A 17,849-nucleotide genomic window follows, 5' to 3' on the forward strand; every position below is an offset into this window, starting at 1 on the left:
CAGGACGTGAAAAAGCCCGGCAGGGAAACCCGCCGGGCTTTTTTGTGCTCGAAAGTTCTGGCACGGCGCCCGGGTCACACTCTCGGCTTGGGTGGGCACTGACAGTGGATCGATGAAGCGTGATTCACCCTACGCACGGCCTTGGTGTAGGAGCGTGCGTGCTCGCGAAAGGTTCGCTCAGGAGGTTCGCCAGCAAGCTGGCTCCTACATCCGCCATTAACTACTGCTGGTGGACCGGTGAAGCCTGTTCACCTCCACCGGCGATCAGTCGAGCCGCTCGGCGTAGGTGGTGACCAGATACGCCACCGCTTCGCTGTTGGAGGGATTGCGGTAGGTGTGCGGCTGATCGGCGTAGAACAGGATCGAATCGCCGGTGGCGAGCAGGAAGCGTTCCTCGTTCACGCTGATTTCCAGCACGCCCTGGGCGACAACCAGGTTTTCCTGGGTGCCCGGAGCATGTCCGGGAGAGTCCTCGGTGGCCAGTCCCGCCAGGCGCAGTTCATAGAATTCCACCTGGCGCGAGCAATCGAAGGGGAACAGCGCGCGGCTGACGAAACTGCCGTCGCTGTTCACCAGGCGCTTGCTCTGGCGCGCCGGCAATACCGCGACACCGTCGAAGGCACGGTCATCAAGAAAGGCCGCCACCGAGACCTTGAGGCCCTGGGCAATCTTGCACAGCACCTTGATGGAGGGAACACTGCGCCCGGACTCGATCTGCGCCAGCATGGCGCGACTCACGCCGGAAGCGCGGGCAAGGCCGTCCAGTGACAGGTTGCGCTTGCTGCGCAGGCGCAACAGATTGCTGGCAACGCGCTGGCTGATCGGGTCGTCTACGCCGGTTGCCGGCAGCAACACCTGCTCATGGGCGTCCAGAGGTAGTGACTGGCCCATGATTCACGCCTCACGAATGCCAGTGTTCCGCTGCTGCTGGGTGAGCTGGAAAGCCCCGAATCCCGCCCGGCAGGCGTACATCGTCCACATCAGCTCGGCCATGCGGCGTGCCTGACGGCGCGTGCGATAGCGGGCGAGGTCAATGACGTTGTCGGTACGGTCCATGATGCAGCTCCTGCGGGAGTCCTGAGGGGTGACGGAGCTAGACTAGCCTTTGTGTTCTTAGGTCAATAAATACTTAATTAATATTTTGTAATTCCATCGGGTTATTTAAACCCAAGGACTCATTTCGCCCTTGCGGCGCACTGGGACGCGGACTGTGGTGGGGTGATTGCCTGATCCGAAAGATGCCGGCTGACGTGTGCCGTCGGGAGCGGGCAGGCCGGTGACTTCAGTGGGGTAAGGCTCGGCCTGTTGCGGGCCGAGCCATCGGGATTGGAGGAAACCAGGGCGTCAGCAGTAGCGCTGCGCCAGGCCGGTTTCAGATCTCGACCTGCGTACCCAGCTCGATCACCCGGTTAACCGGCAGCTGGAAATAGCGCATGCTGCTGTTGGCGTTCTTGTGCAGGAAGGCGAACAGCCCTTCGCGCCAGAGCGACATGCCCAGGCCACGGGTTGGAATCACCGTTTCGCGGCTGAGGAAGTAGGTGGTGCGCATGGGGGTGAAATCCAGCCCCTCGACGCGGCAGCTTTGCAGGGCTTCCGGCACGTTGGGCTCTTCCATGAAGCCGAAATGCAGCAGGACGCGATAGAAGCCGCCGTCGTAGCGGCTGACTTCGAAGCGCTGGTGATCGTCGATGCGCGGCGTGTCGCGGGTCACCACGGTCAGCAGCACCACCTGCTGGTGCAGCACCTGGTTGTGCAGCAGGTTGTGCAGCAGCGCGTGGGGGACGGCATCGGGACTTGCGCTGAGGAAGATGGCGGTGCCCTCGACGCGGTGCGGCGGCTGCAGGCAGATGCTGTCGACGAAGCCGCGCAGGGGCAGGGCGGTTTCGTCCAGGCGATCGATGAGGATGCGCTTGCCGCTCTTCCAGGTGGTCATCAGCACGAACAGGATCACCCCGGCAATCACCGGGAAGGCACCGCCCTGGAAGATTTTCGGCACGTTGGCGGTGAAGAACAGCGAGTCCACGAAGAGGAACCCGAGCAACAGCGGTACCGCCAGCCAGCGTGGTACTCGCCAGAGCAGGAGCATCACCGACGAGACCAGCAAGGTGTCGATCAGCATGGTGGTAGTCACCGCCACGCCGTATGCGGCAGCCAGGGCGCCGGAGGAGCCGAAGCCGATCACCAGCAGGACCACGCAGGTCATCAGGGCCCAGTTCACCACGCCGACGTAGATTTGGCCCTGGGCGGCGCTGGAGGTGTGCTGGATCTGCATGCGCGGGATGTAGCCGAGCTGGATGGCCTGCTGGCTCAGGGAGAAGGCCCCGGAGATCACCGCCTGGGAGGCGATGATGGTGGCCAGGGTGGCCAGGCCGATCATGGGGATCAACGCCCATTCCGGCGCCAGCAGGTAGAAGGGGTTGCGCGCGGCCGCCGGGTTGGACAGCAGCAGTGCGCCCTGGCCGAAGTAGTTCAGTACCAGGCCCGGGAGGACCAGGCTGAACCAGGCGTGGGCGATAGGTTTGCGGCCGAAGTGGCCCATGTCGGCGTAGAGCGCTTCTGCACCGGTCAGCGCCAGTACCACGGCGCCGAGGATGGTGACGCCGATGCCGGGATGGGCCAGGAAGAAGTTGAACGCCCACCAGGGATTCACCGCCTGGAGCACTTCGGGGCGCTGGACGATGCCGTGGATACCGAGAATGCCCAGCACCACGAACCAGATCACCATCACCGGGCCGAAGAGAATGCCGATGCGCGCCGTGCCGTGTTTCTGGATCAGGAACAGGCCTATCAGCAGCACCACGGTGACCGGCACGACCCAGTGGCCGAGGCCAGGCAGGGCGACGTCCAGGCCTTCCACCGCCGAGAGCACGGAAATGGCCGGGGTGATCATGCTGTCGCCGTAGAACAGCGCCGTGCCGAACAGGCCCAGCAACACCAGCAGTCCGCTCAGCCTCGGGTAGGCCGCGGTGGCACGGCGCGCCAGCGCGGTCAGGGCCATGACGCCGCCTTCGCCGTCGTTGTCGGCACGCAGCATGAACAGCACGTACTTGAGCGACACCACCCAGAGCAGGGACCAGAGCACCAGCGAGAGGATGCCGAGCACGCCTTCGGCGTTGACCTGCACACCGTAGTGGCCGGCAAAGACCTCCTTGAGGGTGTACAGCGGGCTGGTACCGATATCGCCGTAGACCACGCCGGCTGCCGCTACGAGCAGGCCGAACGAGGACGAATGGGCGCGAGAATGGGCCTGTGGCTCCAGGGTGCTGGAACTCATCGAATCACTCCGGGGGACGGGGCGCGGTGCGGATGGTGTTGGAGACACGGCATTCGGCGGGGAATACGAGGTGCTGCCACGGAAGGGCGCCAAGTATCCGTTCTGGCCGTGGGGCCTGGCGTAAAGAATGCGTAAAAAGTGACGGAAACGACCGGCTGGCGCCCGTCGCTACCAGTTCGCCAGACGCCTTGTAAGCTGAATGATGTACCCGGTCCACAAGTGCGGAGGTTTGCGATGAGCGTCAACGCAATCGGGCTGACCGTGATGGCCTGCCTGTTCCTCGGCTGCATCGGCATGGTGTTCTGGACCAACCGCCCGTTCATCAAGGACTGGTTCGAACATCACCATTGGCACTGGCCACATTTCCACTGAGTTGCCGCACCGCCTCTTGCGAATCGAGCGCAAAAAGGACCGCCACGGTGCCAAGGCGCAATTCGGCACTTCATGCCGTGACGGTCAAGCTCGATAAGTTCAGCGCTATTAAAATGCATCTTTTTCGCATCTGGCGGTGTGCCACTAGGGCCGAACATTCGACCGTAGGGGCTGAACGCGGCACCTGGATTCCGAGGGCGCCGGTCCAGCCAGGGTTGTGAGACGGGCGGGCCGATCAGCGACCTTCGCCCTGTTCCTCCACTCTGCAGGTGCTGTCGAAGCGCGCCGACTCCAGGCGGTTGCGGCCTTTCTGCTTGGCGCGGTAGAGAAGCCGGTCGACGGCCTGGATGAAGGGCAGGGACTGGTCCCCGTGCCGGGGCACCACAGTGCCGACGCCCAGGCTGATGGTGAGCAGCGAGGCAACGCCGGATTTTTCGTGGGGGATGCATTGTTCGCGGATCAGCTTGCGGCAGCGTTCGGCCACCTGGCAGGCGGCGGCCTCATCGGTGGCGGGAAGGATCAGCACGAATTCTTCGCCGCCAAAGCGGGCGACGAAATCGCGGGGGCGGATGGCGGCGTTGATCAGCGCACGGCCCACGTTCTTCAGGCAGTCGTCGCCCTGGATGTGGCCGTAGTGGTCGTTGTACTGCTTGAAGTAGTCGATATCGAGGAGGATCAACGATAACGGCTCGCCGGTGCGCTGGGCATTGGCCCATTCCACGTCCAGCACCGAGTCGAACATGCGCCGGTTGGCCACGCCGGTCAGCCCGTCCTTGTAGGAGTACTCCTCCAGCTGCTTCTGCAGGTCGATCAGCTGCTGCTCGGCCTTCTTCCGCTCGCTGATGTCGAACATGAAGCCGATCAGCGCTTCCACCTCGCCATCGGGGTTGCGCATCACGTGCACCACGTCGCGGATCCACACGTAGTCGCCGGTCGTGGTCAGGGCCCGGTAGTCCGCCTCGTGGTCGGTACCGGCCTGGGACTGGGAGACGCAGAAGGCGACGACCGCGTCGCGGTCATCCGGGTGCATGCGCTCGGCCCAGTCATTCACGCTTACCCAGCTGGACTGGCTCCAGCCCAGCAATTCTTCGATCTGCGGGCCGATGTAGGCGAAGGTCATGGTCTTCCAGTCGATCTTCCATGGGATCGCCCGGGTGGATTCCAGCAGGGCCTTGTAGACCTCCTGGGTGGTTTCTGCGTCGTCTTTCATGGAGCCCCCGTACTGGCCGAATCGGTTGGCGCCGTCCGTTGCGCGAAACCTCCTTATACCTAATCGGATCGGGTTTCAGGCAGTGGCTTCGCGAGCCAGGTGATGGCTCGCGTCGTCCGTTGCGGGAAGAAGAGGCCCGGACTCAGGACTTGCTGCCCTGGGCCTGAGCCGGTTCGGCCACGGCGGGCAAGGGGATGCCCTTGGGCCAGAGCAGCCAGATCTGCCCCTGCTGCTTCATGTTGCCGGCCAGCTCGCCGGCTTCCGCGCCCGTGCCCCAGAACAGGTCGGCGCGCACTTCGCCGGCGATGGCGCCGCCGGTGTCCTGGGCCGCGACCGGGCGGATTACCGGGCTGCCGTCGGGGCGGCTGGTGGAGAGCCAGAGCAGACTGCCCAGCGGGATCACCTTGCGGTCGATGGCCACGCTGTAGCCGGCGGTGAGCGGTACGTTGAGGGAGCCTCGCGGACCTTCGTTGCTGTCGGGATTCAGGCCGAAGAAGACGAAGCTCGGGTTGCTCGCCAGCAGTTCCGGTACTCGCTGCGGGTTGGCGCTGGCCCAGTCGCGAATCTTGCCCATGCTGACTTCTTCCTGCTTGAGCTGGCCCTGTTCCACCAGCCAACGGCCTACCGGCCGATATGGGTGGCCATTCTGGTCGGCGTAGCCGATACGCAGCTGGCGGCCGCTGTCCAGCTGGATGCGGCCGGAACCCTGGATCTGCAGGAACTGCAGGTCCATCGGGTTGGTGAGCCAGGCCAGCACCGGCGCCTTGACGCCCTGGCTGCGAATGGTGGCGGCATCGTCATAGGGCTTGAGCACGCGACCTTCCAGGCGGCCGCGCAGGCGCTTGCCCTTGAGTTCCGGGTAGAGGCCGTCCAGGGCGACCACGATCATGTCTTCGGGCACGCCGTAGACCGGCACCGGTGTCTGCTCGCTCTGCTCCAGGCTGCCGGCGTACACCGGCTCGTAGTAACCAGTGATCAGGCCCTGGGGACTGTTGCGTGCATTGCGCAGGCTGTAGACCTCCAGTTGCGCCTTGAGCCAGGCGCGAATGGCGGCCGGATCTTCCTGTACCTGCGCCGCGCTGGTGCAGGTGGCGGACCAGATCGGGTCCTTGGCCAGGCGTGCGCAGGCGGAGCGCCAGGCCGTGAAGCCGGCGATCACATCGGCGTCGCTGCTGGCGGGGAGTTCTTCCCAGCTCGCACGGGTGTAGGTATCGACCTTGGGCGGCTCGGGCTTGGTGGGCTCCTTGTCGCAACCGGCGATCAGGGAGAGCAGGGCGGCGACGCACAGCGCCAGCCGGCCCCGGCGGAAAAGGGGGGCAATCACGTCTTGCGGTTCCTGATGGGACGAATCGAGGTCGGTAGCTTGGTGAATGGTGTGCGCAACGTCAAATTTGCCCGACGGTTTCATTGATCCAAGCCACTGAAATCAAAAGGAAATATTCATTCAATAAGGTGCTCCCAGCTTTGACAGAGGCCTTTGGTGTGACTCGTAACATTAGAAACTTCCGCAAGACCCTGGACGCCGTGGCCATGAACAACGAGGCTGCCGCCCTGGCGGTGATGCGCGCGGCTGACCGAATCGGTGACGCCGCGCTGAAAGAACAGCTGTTCAACGTGATCCAGCGCATGAACCAGGATGCCGCCGAGCTGCGTGTGGTTCGCGATCACGTCGCCTGAGCGCAGTCCAGCGCGATTCTTCCATTTGTGTTGAATGAAATTGCTGCTTGACCTGAAGGCTAAAGGCCCTCTAGATTGCCGGCCATGACTAATTCCCCTTGGTTGTCCGGCCCCGCGATTATTACCGCCATTCCAGCAGTGGCGGGTTAGCCGACGACCAAACAGAAACCCGCCCTCGAGGCGGGTTTTTTCCTTCTGTCTCCTGGGCGCCGAAATCAAGACCAGGAGCCCTGCATGACCACCTTCACCACCCAAACCGGACACCTCACCGAGCGCCCGCTGGATGAGCGCGAGTCGCTGCTCAAGCACTACGTGCGCAAGATCCTCGCGGCGCCGGTGTACGACGTGGCCATCGAGACGCCCTTGCAGCCGGCTCGCCAGCTCAGCGAACGCCTGGGCAACCAGGTGCTGCTCAAGCGCGAGGACCTGCAGCCGGTCTACTCCTTCAAGATCCGTGGCGCGTACAACCGCGTGGTGCAGTTGAGCGCGGAAGAGCGTGCGCGGGGCGTGATTGCCGCTTCGGCCGGCAACCATGCCCAGGGTCTGGCACTGGCGGCGCGGGAGCTGGGCATTGAAGCGACCATCGTGATGCCGCGTACCACCCCGGAGCTCAAGGTCCACGGCGTGCGTTCCCGCGGCGGCAAGGTGGTGCTGCATGGCGATGCCTTCCCCGACGCCCTGGCCCATGCCCTGACGCTGGCGGCGGAGCAGGGCCTGACCTTCGTGCCGCCCTACGACGATCCGGACGTGATCGCCGGCCAGGGTACCGTGGCGATGGAAATCCTCCGCCAGCACGCCGGCCGCCTCGACGCCATCTTCGTGCCCGTGGGCGGTGGCAGCCTGATCGCGGGTATCGCCGCCTATGTGAAATACCTGCGACCCGAAGTGAAGGTGATCGGTGTCGAACCGGAAGACTCCAACTGCCTGCAGGCCGCAATGGCCGCTGGTGAGCGCGTGGTGCTGGGGCAGGTCGGGCTGTTCGCCGATGGCGTGGCGGTGGCGCAGATCGGCGCGCACAACTTCGAGGTCTGCCGGCATTTCGTCGATGAAGTGCTGACGGTGAGCGCCGACGAAATCTGCGCGGCGATCAAGGATATCTACGACGACACCCGCTCCATCACCGAGCCTGCCGGTGCGCTGGCCGTGGCCGGGATCAAGAAGTACGTCGAGCGGGATGGCGCCAGCGGCCAGACCCTGGTGGCCATCGACTCCGGCGCCAATATCAACTTCGATCGCCTGCGCCACGTGGCCGAGCGCGCCGAGCTGGGGGAGAAGCGCGAGGCGATCATCGCCGTGACCCTGCCGGAGCGTCCGGGTGCCTTCAAGGCCTTCTGCGAGGCCCTCGGACGGCGGCAGATCACCGAGTTCAACTACCGCTACAACTCCGGGGACGAAGCGCACATCTTCGTTGGCGTGCAGACCCATCCGCTCACCGACCCGCGCGCGGCGCTGGTGCAGAACCTGCAAGAACAGGGTTTCCCGGTGCTCGACCTGACCGAGAACGAGCTGGCCAAGGTGCATATCCGCCACATGGTAGGTGGTCGCGCTGCGTACATTGGCGAGGAGCGGCTGTTCCGCTTCGAGTTCCCCGAGCGTCCGGGGGCGCTGTTCAACTTCCTCAACAAACTGGGCGGGCGCTGGAACATCACCCTGTTCCACTACCGCAACCACGGCGCCGCTGACGGTCGCGTACTGGCCGGGCTGCAAGTGCCTGAGGATGAGAACAACCTGATCTTCGAGGCACTGGACGAGATCGGTTATCCGTACTGGGAAGAAAGCGACAACCCGGCCTGCAAGCTGTTCCTGGGCTGATCTTCCTCCGGGTCGAGGGGATGTTGTGGGAGCGAATTCATTCGCGAAAGCGGGCCTTAGGCCCGCCCCATTTTTGAGGCCCCGCTGCACAACCCATCGCGATTGAAATCGCTCCCACAGGTGAAATCCCACCAAGGATAGGTTGCCGTCAGACAATTCCGACAAAAGCGATGTTAACGCTAACAATCTGGTGTTAGAGTGCGCTCCATTCGTTGATCAATCCTTTGGAGGACTGCCCATGTTGACCTGCGGAGAACTGCTGGTTGAGCTGCTGGAAGGCTTTGGCGTGGATACCGTGTTCGGTATCCCTGGCGTGCACACGGTAGAGCTGTATCGCGGCCTGCCCAATACCGCTATCCGTCACGTAACGCCGCGCCACGAGCAGGGCGCGGGCTTCATGGCCGACGGCTATGCCCGCGTTTCCGGCAAGCCGGGCGTGTGCTTCATCATCACCGGCCCGGGCATGACCAACATCACCACCGCCATGGGCCAGGCCTACGCCGACTCCATCCCCATGCTGGTGATCTCCAGCGTCAACAACACCGAACAACTGGGCATGGGCGGCGGCCGCCTGCACGAGCTGCCGTCCCAACGCAACCTGGTGTCCGGCGTCGCCGCCTTCAGCCACACCCTGATGCGTCCGGATGAACTGCCGGATGTGCTGACCCGCGCCTTCGCTGTATTCAACGGCGCCCGTCCGCGCCCGGTGCACATCGAGATCCCGATCGACGTGATCACCGCGCCGGCCGATCACGTACGCCGCAAGCTGGGCGCGTTGCCGAGCCGCCCCGGTCCTTGCTCGGACGCCATCGCGCGTGCCGCCGAAATGCTCAAGGGCGCCAAGCGTCCGCTGGTACTGCTGGGTGGCGGCTGTGCCGATGCCGGCGCCGAGGCCCAGCGTCTGGTGGAAGCCCTGGACGCGCCCACCGCCTACACCATCAACGCCAAGGGCGTGCTGCCCAAGGGTCACCCGTTGGCGCTGGGCTGCAACCAGGCCTGGGTGCCGGTGCGCCAGATGGTGCTGGAGTCGGACGTGGTGCTGGCCATCGGCACCGAACTGGGCGAGACCGACTACGACGTGGTGTTCGACGGCAACTTCCGTATCGAGAGCCAACTGATCCGCATCGACATCGACGCCGAGCAGCTGAACCGTAACTACCCGGCGGACATCGCCATCCTCAGCGACTCCCGCAAGGCCATGGCTGCCCTGGCTGATGCGCTGGGCGCGACCGCGGCCTTCAATGCCGACAGCGTGGGCTCGCAGCGCGCCGCCGCCGTGCGTGCCGAGCTGGATGCCCAGTGGCCGGAGACCTGGAACGGCCAGCGCAAGGTCCTGGAGACCCTGCAGCAGACCCTGCCGGACCTGATCGTCGCAGGCGATTCCACCCAGCCGGTGTACTCCGGCAACCACCTGTTCGAAGCGACCCGCACCCGCAGCTGGTTCAACTCCGCCACCGGCTACGGCACCCTCGGCTACGGCCTGCCGGCCGCTGTCGGCGCCAAGCTGGCTGCGCCGGATCGTCCAGTGATCGCGCTGATCGGCGATGGCGGCATCCAGTTCACCCTGCCGGAACTGGCTTCGGCGGTGGAAGCGGGCGCACCGATCATCGTGCTGCTGTGGAACAACAGCGGTTACGGCGAGATCAAGCGCTACATGAAGAACCGCGACATCCCCACCATCGGTGTGGACATCTACACCCCGGACTTCCAGGGCCTGGCCCGCGCCTTCGGCTGCAACGCCGAGAAGGCCGAGAGCCTGGAACACCTGGCCGAGCTGCTGAAGACCGCCGCTAAAGCCGACCGTCCGACGGTGATCGAGGTGTGGGAGCACGCAGAGTTCCTGGCCTGACCCAGGGGGCCTCACGGTTTTGTGGGGCTCTTTGTGGGAGCGAATTCATTCGCGAAAGGGCGGCTCAGCCGCTTCATGCATGGAAAGGGCAGGTCTTCGACCTGCTCGCGATTGAAATCGCTCCCACACTGACTGTTCAGGGATAATGCGCCTCCCCAAAACGGCGCCAGAGGCCAGGATGTCGACCAGGAACAAACCCGCCACCCTGCACGACGTCGCCCAATTGGCCGGGGTTTCCGGCATGACCGTATCGCGGGCGCTGAGCAAGCCGGACATGGTTTCCGAGCGGACCCGGCAGAAGGTCGAGCAGGCGGTGCGCGAACTGGGCTACGTCCCCAACCTGGCGGCCAGCCAACTGGTCACGCGACGTAGCGGCATCATCGGTGCGCTGATCACCACCATCACCAACCCCATCCTCGCGGCCACCATCGAGATCCTCCAGCAAGGACTGGCACGAGCCGGTTACCACCTGCTGATCGGTGAAACCCGCTTCTCCCAGGAAGAGGAAGGCAAGCTGCTGCGTGCTTTTCTCGGGCGCCAGCTGGACGGGCTGATCCTCGCCTATGGCTACCACGCCCCGGAAACCCTGGAGCTGCTGCAATCGACGGATATTCCGCTGATCGAACTCTGGGACCTGCCGGAAGGTGACGTGCCGCGCACGCCCGTGGGGCAGGTCGTGGGCTTCTCCAACTGGGCAGCGGGTGCCGCGGCCGGTCGCCACCTGGTGGAATGCGGTTATCGCAAGCCGGCGTTCTTCGGCTTCGATGACGAGCGGGAGAACCTGCGCTTCGCCGGATTCCGCCAGGCCGTTGTCGATGGCCTGGGCATCGAACCCCTGCGTCTCAACACCTCGCCCGTGCCGCATATCGATGACGGTGTGGACGTGATCCAGCGTTTCGCCCGTGGCGAAGTTGACTGCGACGGAGCCTTCTTCACCAACGACATGCCGGCGATCGGCGCGATCTTCACCTGCCAGCGCCTCGGCATCCGGGTTCCGGACGAACTCGGCATCTGCGGCTTCGGTGACCTGCCCATCGCCCGCGTAGCCACGCCGTCACTCACCAGCGTGCGGATTCCCGCCGAACGCGTGGCCAATGCCACCGTGGAGTTGCTCTGCCAGCGCATTCGCGGCGAAGGCGAATGGGATGCCCTGGTGGACGTGGGCAGCGAACTGGTGGCGCGGGAGTCGACAGCGCTGCGGGTCTGATGTCCCCATCTGTGGGAGCGATTTCAATCGCGAAGCAGGTCGAAGACCTGTCAGTGGCCATTGTGGAGCCTTTTCGCGAATAAATTCGCTCCCACAAAAAAGCCTGGTCAGTCCTCCGCCAGCAACCACTGCGCAAACGCCCTGACCTTGGCATCCCGACATCCCTCCGGCACCACCAGGTAGTAGGCGCCACACTCCAGCGGCTCCTGGCTTGCGATCACCAGCCGTCCGGCCTCCACCTCAGGCGCCACGAAGTAGCGCGGCAGTACGGTGATGCCGAGGCCGTGCAGGGCGGCGTCGAGGACGAACTGGAAATGCTCCAGACGCTGGCCGGGCAGGGCATCGATTTCCCTGGGCGACAGGCCGGCGCTCTGCAGCCATATCTGGGTGGAGGACTTGCCCTGGTCGGCCAGGGCGCTGTGGTGGAGCAGGGGGTAGCGCAGGATGTCCCGGCGCTCGATCACCGGGCCGTGACGCTGGAGCAGTTCCGCCGTGCAGACGGCTACCATCTCGCCGCCCATCAGGCGCCTGGCCTGGAATCCCGGCCAGTGGCCGTCGCCGAACAGGATGGCGAGGTCGAAGCCTTCCAATAGCCCGTAGAGGCGATGCAGGTCGTTCATCACCTGCAACTCGATCTCCGGGTGCAACTGACCGTAGGCCTTCAGTTTCGGCAATAGCCAGCGAGTGGTGAGGGAGGGTTCGGCGCCTATCCGCAGACGTCCCGCGTTGGTGGTGCTGATGCGCTGGGTGGCGGCTTCCAACTGGTCCAGCAGCGGGCTGATTTCCTCGACGTAGCGACGGCCGTATTCGGTCAACAGCAGGCGCTGGCGCACCTTCTCCACCAGGGGGCGTCCCAGCAGGTCTTCCAGGTTCTTGATCTGTCGGCTCACGGCACCCTGGGTGAGGCTCAGTTCTTCTGCCGCGCGGGTGACGCTCATGTGCCGGGCGAAGGCGGCGAAGCAGGTGAGGGAGATCATGCTGGGTAGCTGTCGGCGCATGGGAGTTCATTACGTTTTGGAATGAATTTGCGGAAGATAAATCGATATCCCGTGACCAGCAAGCGGCCATAGGCTGACTGCTTTCGACCACGCCATTTGCCTGCGGGAGAACCGATGAACACGACAGAACAACAACTGCGCACAGACCTTGCCGCTGCGTACCGGCTGCTGGACCTCAACGGCTGGAGCGATCAGGTCTTCACCCACATTTCCGTGCGTCTGCCGGGGGATGAGCCGGCCTTCCTGATCAATCAGTACGGCCTGCGTCCTGAAGAAGTCAGCGCCTCCAACCTGGTGGCCATCGACGTCGACGGCAACAAGCTCGAAGCCGGTTCGCCAGACGTGAACCCGGCCGGTTTCACCATCCATAGTGCCGTCCACATGAATCGCCACGACGCGGTGTGCGTGATGCATACACACACCATGGCCGGTATGGCCGTGGCGGCGCTGGAGGAAGGGTTGCTGCCGCTGAACCAGACCAACATGACCTTCTATAACCGGCTGGCCTACTACGACTACGAAGGCGTGCCGCTGGACCTGGAAGTCCGCGCCCGCATCGTCGCTGCCCTGGGCGACAGCAAGGCGATGATCCTGCGCAACCACGGCCTGCTCACCGTCGGCCGCAGCGTGGCCGAGGCCTACTTCCTCATGTACTACCTGAACCAGGCTTGCGAGATTCAACTGGACGCGATGAAAGCGGGCCGGCCGCTGATCGTGCCGGACCACGATGCCTGCGAATACACCGCGCGCCAGTTGAACAACGAACGCTATCACCTGGAGAGCGTTGATCTGGTCTGGCAGGCGGAGTTGCGTAGGCTGGATCGGCTTGATTCGTCGTTCCGCAGCTGAGGGCTGGTTTTGCTCCCACAGGGTTTCGAGTTCGCCGGATGGCATGGCGTTTCCGGCGCGAGTCACCCCTCTCCCTTTAGGAGAGGGGCTGGGGGTGAGGAAGCTGGCCGGCCGGCTCCGACCCTCGGATGCAGGCCAGTTTCGCGAGCAAGCTCGCTCCTACGGTTGGATTCCTTGTAGGGGCGAATTCATTCGCCAAGGGCGGCGAAGCTGCCCCATCGGGGGGTGAAGGGCAAACCTGCGGTTCGCTTGGCGATTGAAATCGCCCCTACAGGGTTCGGCCTCACAGGGTGGCATGCTGTCGCCGGCGCGAGTCACCCCTCTCCTCTTCAGGGAGAGGGGCCGGGGGTGAGGGGGCCGGCAGGCCGGCGCCGACTTCCAAATCCGTTCCTACAGACTTACAACCTTTCATCCCCAACAAAAAAGCCCGGACATTGGTCCGGGCTTTTTCGTATCAGGCCGGCGCGCTCGCCGCCCTGGTCGTGGCCTCCCTGGCCCTGCGTTCTGCCAGGTACTGCAACAGCAACCGCGCGCAGAGCACCAGCAGCGTCACCCCGATCAGCAGCACGGAGATGGCCGCCACGCTCGGGTCGACGTTGTCCCGCAGTCCGCCCCAGATGCGGCGGGGCAGGGTGTTGACGTCGACGCTGGTGATGAACAGGGTCACCGCCACTTCCTCCCAGGACAGCGCGAAGCTCAGCAGGGCGGTCGAAGCGATGCCGAGCTTGAGGTTCGGCATCACCACCAGGAAGGTGGTCTGCATCAGGCTGGCGCCGAGGTTGCGCGAGGCCAGTTCGATGCGGCGGTCGATCTGGCTCAGGGCGACCAGCATGGTCACCACACCGTAGGGCACCACCATCACCACGTGGGCGATGATCACGCCAGGAATGGTGTCGTAGCCGAAACCGGGGGCGATGCGGCCGAGGTTGGTTTCCATGAAGTACAGGACCAGCGCCGAAATCACCGGCGGAATCGCCATGGGCAGTAGTACCAGGCCGATCAGCACAGTGGCCAGGCGCGAGCGCAGGTACCAGATGCCGAGGCTGAAGCTCACCGCCAGGGCGGTGGCGATGATGCTGGTGGCGAAGGCGATACCCAGGCTCTGCATGATGCTCGCCATCCACTCCGGGTTGCCCAGCAGGGCTTCGTAGTGGCGCAGCGACCAGTTGCCGTTGGGCATCGACAGGTAGCGCTTGCTGGTGAATGAAACCGGAATGACCGTCAGCAGCGGGAACAGCATGAAGGCCATGGCCACGGTGGCCAGCAGGCGAGTGGAAAGGCCCGTTTTATGAGTATTCATGTTCGATCAGCCCACCAGTCGGTTGACACGGGTTATGCGCAGCAGCAGCCAGATCAGGGCGCTGACCAGGGCCAGCAGCACCACACTGAGTGCGGCCCCCAGACCCCAGTTGCTGGTCTGGAACATCTGCAGGAAGACGTACTCGGCGATCATTACGGTCTGGCCGCCGCCCAGCAGCACCGGCGTGATGAAGAAGCCCAGGCAGAACACGAAAACCATGATGAAGGCGCCCAGCAGGCCCGGTACGGTCTGCGGCAGCAATACCTGCCAGAAGGTACGCATTGCGCCGGCGCCGAGCCCGCGGGAGGCCAGCAGCACGCGCTGGTCGAGCTGGCGCATGCTGGAAAGCAGCGGGAACAGGGCGTACGGCACCATGAAGTGGAGCATGCCGATGACCACGCCTGTCTCGTTGCGGGTCAGCTGCAGCGGCGAATCGATGAGACCGAGGCCCATCAATCCACCGTTCAGCACACCATTGCTGCGCAGGGCGATCAGCCAGCCGAAGGCCCGTACCAGCACCGAGATCCAGAACGGGATGAAGATGCAGATCTCCACCATGCGTTGCCAGAACGGCGGGCTGAACACCCAGCAGTAGGCCAGCAGGTAGCCGATGACCAGCGCCAGGGTGCTGACCGTCAGGCACAGGCGCAGGGTGCGCCAGAGCATGTCGTGGATCGCGGGATCGGTGGCGATGCGCTGGTACTGCTCGATGCCGGGCTCCGGCAGGGTGAAGCTCCAGCCCACCACGCCGAGGAACGGCAGCAGGTAGAAGACCACCAGCAACAGGGGCAGAGGGATCAGCAGCAGGCTGCGCTCCAGGTTGGCGGAGTGGGTTGTGCTCATGCGCGGCGGCTCACTTGGAAAGGTGGGTCAGGTACTGTTCCAGGGTGGTGGCGTAGTTATCTGCATACCACTCCACGTTGAGGAAGATCTGCTTCTTGAAGTTCTCCTCGGACGCGCAATCCGCCTCGCGTTGCTCCGCCGTCATCAGCTTCTGGGTGGCACCGTTGGACGGACCGTTGCCCAGCAGTTCGAACAGCTTGAGCTGGCCTTCCGGTTGCAGGGCATGCTGGATGAAGCGCATGGCTTCCTGGCTGCCGCCCGGGTTGCCCTGGAGCACTGCCCAGCTGCTGGCGTTGAGGAGGGCGTTGTCGTAGCCCCAGCGGATGCGGCCTTCGCTGTCTTCGGCGAGCAGCTTGGCGCGGGTGCTCCAGATGGCGCCCATCGAGACTTCGCCTTCGATCATCAACTGCTGGCTTTCCGCACCGGAACTCCAGAACGACAGGACGTGGGGTTTGAGCTCGTCGATCTTGCGCAGGGCGCGCGGCACGTCCAGCGGGTAGAGCTGGTCGGCGGTCACGCCATCGGCCAGCAGCGCGGCTTCCAGCATGCCGTTCATCCACTTGTAGAGGGTGCGCTTGCCGGGGAATTTCTCCACGTTCCAGAAATCGGCCCAGCTGGTCGGGCCCTGGTCGCCGAATTGCTCGCTGTCCCAGGCCATGACGTAGCTGAACAGATAGCCGGCGATGCCGTGGTCGTGGGCCAATCCGGGGGCGACCTGGCCACGCTGGATGACGCTGTAGTCCAGCGGCTGGAGGATCTTGTCGCGGCCGAGGGTCATGGCGCTGTAGCTGTCGACGTCCACTACGTCCCAGCTCGGCTTGCCGCTGGCCAGCTGCGAGCGGATGGCGCCTTCTGTGGGGCCGGCGCCGTCGATGCGCACCTGGATGCCGGTGGCCTTGCTGAAACTGTCGGTCCAGGCGCGGCGGAAGGCGTCGAGGGCGTCGCCGCCCCAGTTCACCACCACCAGCGGCTTGCTGTCGGCCGCCCAGCTGATGCCGCTGCGCATCGCCAGCGGTGCGGCCGCCAGCAGGCCCATGGCCTGCATGAAGGTACGGCGGTTGATCTGGCCGTTACGGGCTTTCTCGATGAGGACTTCGATGCAGTCGCGCTGATGTTCCTGGCTCATGGGCAATTCCTCGCGTGGCCCGCCCAATGGGGCGCGGCCGATTGTTGTTGTAGGGAGGCAGTCGAATTAATGGGTTTCGCGCGTTCAGGCATCCAGCAGGAAGCTGCGCTGTACCGGCCAGCTCAGCCATACCGGTGTACCGCTGGCCAACTGGGCGCCGGGGTGGTTACCGGGTACCGCCAGGTTGATGGCCGGGGCGTCCTGGCCCAGCTTCAGGGCAAGGTGAGTGCTGGCGCCCTGGTAGACCTTTTCGGTGAGGTGTGCGGCGACGATGTTATGGCCGGAGAGGTCAGGGCGTTCGATGTGCAGGTCCATGTGCTCGGGGCGAACCGCCAGCAGCTTCGGCTGGTCGCCCAGCGCCTGTGGTGCGGCGGCATGCAGATGGTTGTCACCGCAGTGGCCGCTGGCGTTGCTGCCGTTGCGGGTCACGTTGGCCAGGGGGAAGAGGTTCATCTTGCCGAGGAATTCGGCGACGAAGCGGCTGTTGGGCCGGTCGTAGATGTCTTCCGGGCTGTCGACCTGGGCCAGGCGTCCCTGGTTGAAGATGGCGATGCGGGTGGACAGGGCCAGCGCTTCGCCCTGGTCATGGGTGACGAAGACGAAGCTGGTACCGACCTGGCGGTGGATGCGTTGCAGCTCGGCCTGGAGTTGTTCGCGCAGGTTCTTGTCCAGCGCCGAGAGGGGTTCGTCGAGCAGCAGCAGGTCCGGCTCGAAGACCAGGGCGCGGGCGATGGCGACGCGTTGTTGCTGGCCACCGGAAAGCTCGGCCGGTTTCTTCTTCATGTGGGCGCCCAGGCCCACCACTTCGAGGATGTGTTTGACGCGGCGTTGGCGTTCCTCGGCCTTTACGCCGCGGATGCGCAGCGGGTAGGCGACGTTGTCTTCCACCGACATGTGGGGGAACAGGGCGTAGCCCTGGAACACCATGCCGAAGTTGCGCTTTTCCGCTGGTCGGCGGCTGATGTCGACGCCGTTCTCCATCAGCGTGCCGGCGGTGGCCTCGAGGAAGCCGGCGAGGATCATCAGGAGGGTGGTCTTGCCTGAACCCGACGGGCCGAGGAGGGTGAGGAACTCACCCTGGCGGATGTCCAGGTCGATGCCGTCCAGGGCGGTGAAATGTCCGTATTGCTTCCTGATCCCCTGGGCGCTGAGCTGGATGGCCTGACTGCTGGGCACGCTGGTTACTCCCCTTGTTGTGCTGGGACTCGCGGATGGGTCCCGGATTGGGCGTTTTGGCCATTATTGTCAAAGGGAGCGCTACATCAATGGAATTATTTGAGCATTAATGTTTAGTTTTTTTGGACATTCCCAGGACGAAAATGGGGCGCGATT

At 64.3% G+C, this 17,849-nt stretch carries 16 protein-coding genes; 6 read left to right on the top strand and 10 right to left on the bottom strand.

The features are described from left to right. Positions 1 to 264 precede the first annotated feature (264 nt). From E8E91_RS21950 to E8E91_RS21960, 3 genes are all read right to left on the bottom strand, one after another. Entirely contained in the window at positions 265 to 891 is a 627-nt protein-coding gene (locus E8E91_RS21950; RefSeq protein ID WP_280378786.1) for an XRE family transcriptional regulator, read from the bottom strand. A 3-nt stretch (positions 892 to 894) separates the two neighbouring features. Beyond that, entirely contained in the window at positions 895 to 1,056 is a 162-nt protein-coding gene (locus tag E8E91_RS21955) for a hypothetical protein (RefSeq protein WP_190834006.1), read from the bottom strand. Positions 1,057 to 1,372: 316 nt separating this feature from the next. Then, positions 1,373 to 3,274: a potassium transporter Kup gene (locus E8E91_RS21960; protein ID WP_280378788.1), complete on the bottom strand. Its 1,902-nt coding sequence runs from the start codon at positions 3,272 to 3,274 to the stop codon at positions 1,373 to 1,375. A 234-nt stretch (positions 3,275 to 3,508) separates the two neighbouring features. Here E8E91_RS21960 and E8E91_RS21965 point away from each other — a divergent pair, with 234 nt between their 5' ends. After that, positions 3,509 to 3,646, top strand: a complete 138-nt coding sequence (locus E8E91_RS21965; protein ID WP_190834010.1) for a hypothetical protein — start codon at positions 3,509 to 3,511, stop codon at positions 3,644 to 3,646. A gap of 235 nt (positions 3,647 to 3,881) precedes the next feature. Here the strand turns inward: E8E91_RS21965 and E8E91_RS21970 are convergent, their stop codons facing one another. Both E8E91_RS21970 and E8E91_RS21975 read right to left on the bottom strand, forming a co-directional pair. Further along, the gene (locus tag E8E91_RS21970; RefSeq protein WP_280378790.1) at positions 3,882 to 4,856 is read right to left on the bottom strand and encodes a sensor domain-containing diguanylate cyclase; all 975 of its coding nucleotides are present in this window, start codon (positions 4,854 to 4,856) and stop codon (positions 3,882 to 3,884) included. A gap of 142 nt (positions 4,857 to 4,998) precedes the next feature. Continuing rightward, positions 4,999 to 6,180: an MltA domain-containing protein gene (locus tag E8E91_RS21975; protein ID WP_280378792.1), complete on the bottom strand. Its 1,182-nt coding sequence runs from the start codon at positions 6,178 to 6,180 to the stop codon at positions 4,999 to 5,001. 158 nt (positions 6,181 to 6,338) lie between these two features. On the opposite strand from E8E91_RS21975, the gene E8E91_RS21980 reads away from it, so the two are divergent. The 4 genes from E8E91_RS21980 (at position 6,339) to E8E91_RS21995 (ending at position 11,401) form a co-directional block, all read left to right on the top strand. Further along, positions 6,339 to 6,533, top strand: coding sequence for a hypothetical protein (locus E8E91_RS21980; protein ID WP_280371316.1), 195 nt, complete (start codon positions 6,339 to 6,341; stop codon positions 6,531 to 6,533). 234 nt (positions 6,534 to 6,767) lie between these two features. Continuing rightward, entirely contained in the window at positions 6,768 to 8,345 is a 1,578-nt protein-coding gene (ilvA, locus tag E8E91_RS21985) for a threonine ammonia-lyase, biosynthetic (protein WP_280378794.1), read from the top strand. A gap of 238 nt (positions 8,346 to 8,583) precedes the next feature. Beyond that, on the top strand, positions 8,584 to 10,194 hold the full coding sequence (locus E8E91_RS21990) for a 5-guanidino-2-oxopentanoate decarboxylase (protein ID WP_280378796.1): 1,611 nt from the start codon (positions 8,584 to 8,586) through the stop codon (positions 10,192 to 10,194). A gap of 178 nt (positions 10,195 to 10,372) precedes the next feature. After that, positions 10,373 to 11,401, top strand: a complete 1,029-nt coding sequence (locus tag E8E91_RS21995) for a LacI family DNA-binding transcriptional regulator (RefSeq protein ID WP_280378798.1) — start codon at positions 10,373 to 10,375, stop codon at positions 11,399 to 11,401. Positions 11,402 to 11,508: 107 nt separating this feature from the next. Here E8E91_RS21995 and E8E91_RS22000 read toward each other — a convergent pair whose 3' ends face one another. After that, positions 11,509 to 12,399 carry a LysR substrate-binding domain-containing protein gene (locus E8E91_RS22000; RefSeq protein ID WP_280378800.1) on the bottom strand — a complete coding sequence of 297 codons (891 nt, stop codon included), beginning with the start codon at positions 12,397 to 12,399 and terminating at the stop codon, positions 11,509 to 11,511. A gap of 114 nt (positions 12,400 to 12,513) precedes the next feature. Between E8E91_RS22000 and E8E91_RS22005 the strand changes: the two genes are divergently transcribed. After that, positions 12,514 to 13,248, top strand: a complete 735-nt coding sequence (locus E8E91_RS22005; RefSeq protein ID WP_280378802.1) for a class II aldolase/adducin family protein — start codon at positions 12,514 to 12,516, stop codon at positions 13,246 to 13,248. Between the two features lie 454 nt (positions 13,249 to 13,702). On the opposite strand, the gene E8E91_RS22010 is transcribed toward E8E91_RS22005, so the two are convergent. From E8E91_RS22010 to E8E91_RS22025, 4 genes are all read right to left on the bottom strand, one after another. Continuing rightward, positions 13,703 to 14,548 carry an ABC transporter permease gene (locus tag E8E91_RS22010; protein ID WP_280378804.1) on the bottom strand — a complete coding sequence of 282 codons (846 nt, stop codon included), beginning with the start codon at positions 14,546 to 14,548 and terminating at the stop codon, positions 13,703 to 13,705. 6 nt (positions 14,549 to 14,554) lie between these two features. Next, positions 14,555 to 15,391 (bottom strand): ABC transporter permease, encoded by an 837-nt coding sequence (locus E8E91_RS22015; protein WP_280378805.1) that lies wholly within the window; start codon positions 15,389 to 15,391, stop codon positions 14,555 to 14,557. 10 nt (positions 15,392 to 15,401) lie between these two features. Next, the gene (locus E8E91_RS22020) at positions 15,402 to 16,517 is read right to left on the bottom strand and encodes an ABC transporter substrate-binding protein (RefSeq protein WP_280378807.1); all 1,116 of its coding nucleotides are present in this window, start codon (positions 16,515 to 16,517) and stop codon (positions 15,402 to 15,404) included. An 84-nt stretch (positions 16,518 to 16,601) separates the two neighbouring features. Further along, a complete protein-coding gene (locus tag E8E91_RS22025) occupies positions 16,602 to 17,693 on the bottom strand; it encodes an ABC transporter ATP-binding protein (protein ID WP_280378809.1) in 1,092 nt (363 codons plus the stop codon). Between the last annotated feature and the right edge of the window lie 156 nt (positions 17,694 to 17,849).

Source organism: Pseudomonas sp. BN515 (assembly GCF_029873155.1).
In the GTDB taxonomy this organism is placed as follows: Bacteria; Pseudomonadota; Gammaproteobacteria; order Pseudomonadales; family Pseudomonadaceae; genus Metapseudomonas.

What these genes read in the sequence shown, in the direction of transcription:
- E8E91_RS21950 (WP_280378786.1), bottom strand. Translation starts at nt 891, where the DNA reads ATGGGCCAGTCACTACCTCTGGACGCCCATGAGCAGGTGTTGCTGCCG.
- E8E91_RS21955 (WP_190834006.1), bottom strand. Translation starts at nt 1,056, where the DNA reads ATGGACCGTACCGACAACGTCATTGACCTCGCCCGCTATCGCACGCGC.
- E8E91_RS21960 (WP_280378788.1), bottom strand. Translation starts at nt 3,274, where the DNA reads ATGAGTTCCAGCACCCTGGAGCCACAGGCCCATTCTCGCGCCCATTCG.
- E8E91_RS21965 (WP_190834010.1), top strand. Translation starts at nt 3,509, where the DNA reads ATGAGCGTCAACGCAATCGGGCTGACCGTGATGGCCTGCCTGTTCCTC.
- E8E91_RS21970 (WP_280378790.1), bottom strand. Translation starts at nt 4,856, where the DNA reads ATGAAAGACGACGCAGAAACCACCCAGGAGGTCTACAAGGCCCTGCTG.
- ilvA (WP_280378794.1), top strand. Translation starts at nt 6,768, where the DNA reads ATGACCACCTTCACCACCCAAACCGGACACCTCACCGAGCGCCCGCTG.
- E8E91_RS21990 (WP_280378796.1), top strand. Translation starts at nt 8,584, where the DNA reads ATGTTGACCTGCGGAGAACTGCTGGTTGAGCTGCTGGAAGGCTTTGGC.
- E8E91_RS21995 (WP_280378798.1), top strand. Translation starts at nt 10,373, where the DNA reads ATGTCGACCAGGAACAAACCCGCCACCCTGCACGACGTCGCCCAATTG.
- E8E91_RS22000 (WP_280378800.1), bottom strand. Translation starts at nt 12,399, where the DNA reads ATGCGCCGACAGCTACCCAGCATGATCTCCCTCACCTGCTTCGCCGCC.
- E8E91_RS22005 (WP_280378802.1), top strand. Translation starts at nt 12,514, where the DNA reads ATGAACACGACAGAACAACAACTGCGCACAGACCTTGCCGCTGCGTAC.
- E8E91_RS22010 (WP_280378804.1), bottom strand. Translation starts at nt 14,548, where the DNA reads ATGAATACTCATAAAACGGGCCTTTCCACTCGCCTGCTGGCCACCGTG.
- E8E91_RS22015 (WP_280378805.1), bottom strand. Translation starts at nt 15,391, where the DNA reads ATGAGCACAACCCACTCCGCCAACCTGGAGCGCAGCCTGCTGCTGATC.
- E8E91_RS22020 (WP_280378807.1), bottom strand. Translation starts at nt 16,517, where the DNA reads ATGAGCCAGGAACATCAGCGCGACTGCATCGAAGTCCTCATCGAGAAA.